We start from the raw sequence: 7,278 nt of genomic DNA on the forward strand, positions 1-7,278 counted from the left end.
AGAATTAAGTTAAAAAAACTTTATCCTAATAAATTAAATTAACAATGCACTAGGATTAAAGAGGCAACGACAAATAGGGTTATATCTTTAATTAATACAAATGGAACTAAATCTCCCCTAGTAGAACTTCCAACAAGTAAACGTAATAATCAGCCTCTTTTGACGTTTATCCCGCATGACCAATTAAGGCATCATATGGTACTTCCAAAAGATATTGAAAATAGATTTATTAAAATCGAAAAAGAATTTGCTGCTAGAGAAAGACTTGCTAAATTTAATTTAAAACCAATAAAAAAAGTTTTATTATATGGAGAGCCCGGCTGTGGCAAAACAATGGGAGCAGAAAGACTTGCTTGGAATATAGGTTTACCGTTATTGAAAATAAGATTTGATTCGCTTATATCTTCTTATTTCGGTGAATCAATAATGAATTTAAGAACTATATTTGACACTAGCATTGCCACTCCTTGTGTATTATTACTTGATGAATGTGATTTTATAGCAACATCAAGGAATAGTTCAAAAGACATTGGAGAAGTTTCTAGAATAGTAAATATGCTTTTACAATTTCTTGATGATTATGATGCCCCTGGACTTCTGGTCGCTACAACTAATTTACAGAAGTCACTTGATAAAGCAATTTTTAGAAGATTTGATGAGGTTTTTGAAATACCCAAACCATCAAATGAAGAAATTAAAATGCTTTTAAAAACGACATTATCCTCAATGAATTTATCTAAAAATTTAGACTGGGATAATCTTGTAAGTCAGTTACAAGGCTATTCTGCTGCTAATATTGTAAAAATAGCCGAAAATGCGGCTAAGCTTTCTGTCTTATCCGGCAGTGATATTGTAAGTGAAGAAAATTTTGATAAAGCAATAAAGGAATCAGCCAATATTTAAAAAGATTTGTTTGTGGAGAGTAGATGCCGGTAAATTTTGAACATTTGAAATTTCATAAGACAATTAAAAATAGAGCTAAAATTCAAGGCGGTGGAAATAGTAGTGAAATTTCCAAACAAAATAAAACGAACAGGTTCCAGCACAGCAATAAGCTTAAAAGCGAATTAAATACATTATTAAACCAACATAAATCTTTCTCGGATGAAAGACAGGCAATGGGATTTGCCGCATTGCCTTTGGAAGTGCCTCTTTTGCTTAAAGTTGATGAAGAAACTTATCCTATTGATGAACTTTATAAATATGGATTAGAAGTAGTTTCTGAAGAAGAAAACGGATATATTATTGTAGCTACTGATGAACAAGGCTTAGAAAAATTTCAAAATTTATTAGAAATATTTAAACAAACAACTGCAAAAGGTGAGTCTATTAGAGGCTCCGGTAAAATTGCAGAAATACACGAAATAAATACTGAAGACTTGCCTCAAAAAAGATTATCAGAATACTTGTTTAATTTATGGCCATTTGATGATAATACCATTTTTGTTTTTGATATAAGTATTGAATGCAAAGGTCTAGAGCCATTTAGCGTCAGTGATAAAAGAAAAAGTGAAACAGATGAAGCTTATTGTGAAAGATCTCAAACTGAAAAACTTAACAAGTATGCTGAATGGGATAACTTTATAGACGCTAGAGAAGATAAATTTAATAATTTTCTTGAACCTTACGTTGGGCAATATGAAATTTTGGTTCAAAGAAATATGGATAATTACTGTTTTGGTGAACCTCCTGAATATTTTGATATAAGGATAAAGACAAATGGTAAAGTTTTAAAAGATTTAACTTTGAACTTTCCTTATATTTTTGAAATTAGTGAGCCTGACAACTTTATATGTGAAATTCCGAAACAACAAATCTCTCAAACAGAGTTGGAATTTAATATATTGGCTCCAGATCATAATGCTCCGGCCATTTGTATTATGGATAGCGGCGTACAAGAAGGCCATAAATATTTAGCCCCATCAATATTAAACAACGAATCAAAGTCGTTTATTGATGAAGAGTCTGTTTTTGATGAGTATAATCCAAATGGACACGGAACAAGAGTTACAGGGAAAGTGCTTTATCCTGATGGTTTTAACATAACAAGTGACTATAAATTGCCGTGTTGGATTTGTAATGCAAGAATCTTAGATAGAAATTGCTATATACCCGAAAATAAGCATCCTGCCGAATTAGCTAAAGAAGTTGTAAATACTTTTAAAGATAAAGTTAAAATTTACAATCAGTCAGTAAATTCGTTAGCACCATGCAGAACTAAGCATATGTCTTCTTGGGCTTCTGAAATTGACTTATTAAGTTATAAATACGATATTTTGTTTATACAGTCTGCCGGTAATATTCACAAAGAAACATCAACTGTAATGCCTTATTCCGGAATAAAAAATTATTTAAATTCAAATAAAAACTATCCTGATTATTTGTATGAAGAAAAAAGTTCTAGAATTTCAAACCCAGCACAAAGTATGTTTGCATTAACGATTGGTTCATTAGCTAATGGTGAATTTTTAGATGAAATAACCGGTGAATGTTCATTAGAAAAAATGCATCAACCCTCATCCTTTTCAAGAACCGGTTTTGGCTTATGGGGCAGTATAAAGCCTGATGTTGTAGAATATGGCGGTGGATATGTCAAATCTAATGATAATAACCTTACTATTAAAGAAGACACATCCGTAGAATTACTTCGGACGTCTCCTCCCGGACCTGCCTTTGCTAAAGATGATATTGGGACATCATATAGTACGCCAAAAGTTTCATATGTTGCATCCGAAATTCAAAAATTGTTTCCTGATCAACCTGCATTATTGTATAGAGCTTTAATCGGTCACTCCGCTGAATGGACTGAATGGACAAAGGATTTATTAGCAAATGAAAAATTAAAAGTTTTAAGATCAATTGGTTATGGTGTGCCAAATTTAAAAAATGCTCTTCAAAATAATGAATATAAAATTACATTTATCACAGACCAAAAGGTTGAAATAAATGTAAAAGAAGCACATATGTATTATATTCCTATTCCCGACTCTTTGAGAACACGAATAGAAGAAATAGATGTAAAAGTAACTGTTACTTTAGCGTATACTGCAAAGCCAAGAAGAACAAGAATGCATAAAAAAGGGTATTTGTCTTCTTGGCTTGAATGGGATTCTTGTAAGCCGAGTGAACCAATAGAAAATTTTCAAAACCGTATTTTTGCGGATGGCAGTGGTCACGAAAAATATGATAATGAACCATGGCAATTTGCGACCAAGCCAAATGATGGAATTATTCGTGGAATATCAAGAAATGAAAGTACTTTACAAAAAGATTGGCGAATAATTCAATCTAATGAACTCCCTGAAAAATTTGCTATTGCTGTTAAAAGTCATCAGGGCTGGGATAAAGATCCTTTTTCTAAATCCTATTACTCCCTTATTGTAAGTTTTGAAGCTATAAATAGTGATTTACCCATATATGAATCCATAAAAACTGAAGTTCAAAGTGAAATTGAGCTTGAAACAGAAGCAGAATCTGAAATACAGTTATAAAATAATAAAAAATTTTATGAGAAGAACATTTTATGTTAATTTATAAATGCAAAGAGTTTTTGAATTAGAATTCATGTAATGTTTTCAAGGTATTTGTATGATAGAAAAATTAAATATAGAAAATTTTAAAAGTTTTGCTGATAGGCAGGAAATACCTATTAAGCCAATTACGCTGATTTATGGAGCCAATTCATCTGGTAAATCTTCAATATTACAAATGCTATTAATGTTAAAACAGACGCTTGAATTAGCAAACAGCACTGATATTCCTCTCCAACCATCAGGAATTGTTGAACTTGGCAATTTTACAGAATTTGTTAATAGTCATGAAAAAGATAAAAGTATTTTTATTAATATAACTGTTAATAATTTGCCAAAAAGTAAGAATTTCCATAAAGGATCTATTGCTAAGGTTATCACGACTACTAAATTTAGTATGGAATTTGAATTTAGAGCTGATCCTGATATTTATGTCAAACAGATTAAAATAAATGCCGGCGATGAGAATATCTGTATTTTAACGCCATTTGATAGAAAATTGAAAAGTAAAGGACAGCTTAATCTATTCTTTTTAAAATCTTCACAATTTTATATATCAGCATTTAATTGGGAAGCATTATTCTGGAAAGAGATATATGATATTTACAGGAATGAATTACTGAGAATATCTGAAAAAACTGACAAATCAAATTTTTTAAATGATTGTATCTCTAGAAAGAAAGAGATTGAATTATCCTTAGAAAAAACCGAAAATGAGAAAATTTCATTTATTAATGAATTAGAAAATTTATTAAAGTTTAAAGATGATTTAGATGATTATAAAACTGAATTAGAAGATAAAAAGGATGAACTGGAAAATTATAAAGACGAATTATCTGACAAAAATAATGAAATGGAAAATAAGGTAATAGACTTATCTATAAAAAAATCCAAAATGCAAAGTTTGCAAGAAAATTTTAAAAGGAAAATTGAAGAAGGTGTACCAGCTCATAATCTAGCAGATTTAAATAATGAATTTTTAAAACTTAAAGATGAAGTTCCTGAATTAAAAACAGAGATATCTAACTTAGAAGACGAAATAGATGATATTGGTGGTGATATTGAATCTATAGGTCATGATATTGAGTCAATAAGTTCTGAAATTTATTCAATTGAAGAAAAAATTGATAAATATAATTTAAATATCGAAGATTTAGGAAGTGATATTTCATCTGTAGGTGATGATATTTCAGGTTTGGGAGGTCAAATCCAAACTTTTAATGATAGTACTTCTGAAATTTATAATAAAGTATCAGAATTAGATGAAAAAATTTCAGAATTAGATGGTTTTATTTCTGATTTAGAATACCAATTTATATCAGAATTGGAAGATAGAATATCAAAATTAGAAAATGAATTGAAGCCTCTTGATGAAATGAAAAATAAAATAAAAGAATTAGACCAAGAAATTGAATATCATATAAATATTAAGAAAATAATAGAAGATAATGATTTTGAAATAATTCGGTCCAGATGTCAAGAATTATATAAATATAATATTTTTAATCTGAAAAATTTTTTACCGATAGTTAATAAATCTCAGCCGATATATGCCAATAAAATGTTTTTATATAGATATAATTTAATCGATTTAGTAGAACTTATTCAATTTTTATCTAATGAAATTGAAACATTTTTAGAAAAAATAGCATATATAGGCCCTCTTAGAGAAAAACCTGATAGATCATATACCTTTGATGGAAACCTTTATGAATATGTGGGATCTTCAGGAAAAATGGTTCCTAATATTTTATTTAAAAACACTAAATTGATAAATGAGATAAATCCTCTTTTTGAAAAAATGGGTTTAGATTATAAATTAGAAATTGTCAGCTTAAGTGAAAACAATGAAAGCATTATAGACACTTTCTCCGTTAGATTAATTGAGCTTTCAACAGGTATTAAAGTTAGTGTACTGGACGTTGGATTTGGAATAAGTCAATTATTACCAATAATCGTTCAAAGTCTGCTATCTCAAAATAAAATTTTATTAATTGAACAACCAGAAATACATTTACATCCAAAACTACAGGGTGAATTAGGTGAATTTTTTGCAAAAAATATTAAAAGAACGCAAAACAAATTTATAATTGAAACACATAGCGAGAATATTATTTTAAGATTAAAAAAATTAATAAAGAAAAAAGAACTTAGTAAAGATGATGTATCAGTAATTTACGTTGATAAGACGAAAAATGGCTCTGTATGTCATATTTTAAAACTAGACGATAATGGTGATTTTATTGACAATTGGCCAAACGGTTTCTTTGAAGAATCTTTTGAGGAGATATTTGGCTAATATGTTGATCCCTGTAGTTTTATCCCCACGTATTTTTAATGTTGAACAATTAAATGATGCAGACCAAATAAAAAATATATTTATTTTACTTGATTTTCTGAAAAAATGTAAAAATCGTGCAATTATATTATTTGATAAAGATAATATAATTAAGACTTATATACACGATTACATTGAGACTATTAAGTCTCAAGAATTTAAAAAAAATATAAAAGAGTTATTAATTTTATTATATAAAACTAACAGGATCATAGAAATTGATATAAAAAATAAGAATGCAGCTTCTGAGCTATTTGAGGAATGTAACAGCGTTTTATTACTTGCTCTTCAGGAAGAATTTGCAGATATTATTTTTAATAAGAATACTGAATGTTCTGGTAAATTTAAAATACCTTGTTTTAGAGAGTTTTCAAATATTGATAAAAATAGAGTTTTTGACATTTGTAATATATCTCAGACCGAATTAGATGAAGCACTAGAAAGAAGCTCTTATTCAACAGCACCAAATCAAATTTCATTAAAAGAATTTGAATCCAAGTTTATGATTCCTATTTTTAAATATTCAAGAAGGCTGTGTGTTTATGACAGACAAATTGTAGGCGAAGGGAGAAATGGATCTGCTTTTGAATTAACATCAAGCTACAAAAAAAATTTTATTCATTGGGCCAAATTAATTCAAATAATTAATCCAAACTTAGAAATAGAAATTTTTTCAGCAATCAACTCTAACCAATCTAGTAATCAGTCATTAATCAAGAAAAAAATCGATGAATTCTTTAGTATTCTTCAAACTGATCATGGGTTAAATATTAAACTTAAAATTTTAACAGAGCGTAAAGAATTAGATAAACAGTATTCCAGCCTGGTTCACAATAGATATATTTTTACGGATACAATTAATTTTTCATGCGATAGAGGATTGGATATAATTAATTCTAATAATGAAGTAAGAGATTTTCATATCTCATTGGTAGTTAGAGACGATGCTAAGGCAATTAAAACTTATTTTGAAAGCCTGCAGTAAAAATTTTCTTAAAAACCCAAATAATGTAGAGTTATCACGAATAGATTCTTCTGATTTTCAGAAACCTTGTCAGCATAAAACAACTTTTAAGCCTCTTGACATTCGATGAACTAAATTTCAAAGACTAAAATGTCAAAACATCCAATCTTACATAATAAATCTTCTCGGGCTCAGTTTATAATTCACATTTAAAGAAAAGCACAACCTTTTTCAAAAAAATACTTGATAAACTAAATTTACCATAAGAACGCAGAGAAAAAACAAACAGTTTCTGAAGCTCCTGATGTAAATTCATAATTGTGAAGCCCCTGTATTATATCAGAAGAAGTATTTGTGGCTGTTGTTGAAAAGTTTTGTTTGGGAGAAAAGGGGAATAAAGATAAAAAAATCAACATTTTGATTAAATTAGTTTTATTTTGGGAATA

4 protein-coding genes are annotated in these 7,278 nt (G+C 28.7%); all 4 read left to right on the top strand.

Annotation, left to right across the window (positions count from 1 at the left end):
* Positions 1–195: 195 nt before the first annotated feature.
* Entirely contained in the window at positions 196–903 is a 708-nt protein-coding gene (locus WCG23_12670; GenBank protein ID MEI8390723.1) for an ATP-binding protein, read from the top strand.
* A 23-nt stretch (positions 904–926) separates the two neighbouring features.
* Complete coding sequence (locus WCG23_12675) at positions 927–3,491, top strand: S8 family serine peptidase (GenBank protein MEI8390724.1); 2,565 nt, start codon at positions 927–929, stop codon at positions 3,489–3,491.
* Between the two features lie 97 nt (positions 3,492–3,588).
* Positions 3,589–5,829: a DUF3696 domain-containing protein gene (locus tag WCG23_12680; GenBank protein MEI8390725.1), complete on the top strand. Its 2,241-nt coding sequence runs from the start codon at positions 3,589–3,591 to the stop codon at positions 5,827–5,829.
* Entirely contained in the window at positions 5,822–6,853 is a 1,032-nt protein-coding gene (locus WCG23_12685) for a hypothetical protein (GenBank protein ID MEI8390726.1), read from the top strand. The genes WCG23_12680 and WCG23_12685 overlap by 8 nt, the downstream gene beginning before the upstream one ends.
* Positions 6,854–7,278 lie beyond the last annotated feature (425 nt).

It is taken from the genome of bacterium (assembly GCA_037147175.1).
Classification (GTDB): domain Bacteria; phylum Cyanobacteriota; class Vampirovibrionia; order Gastranaerophilales; family UBA9971; genus UBA9971.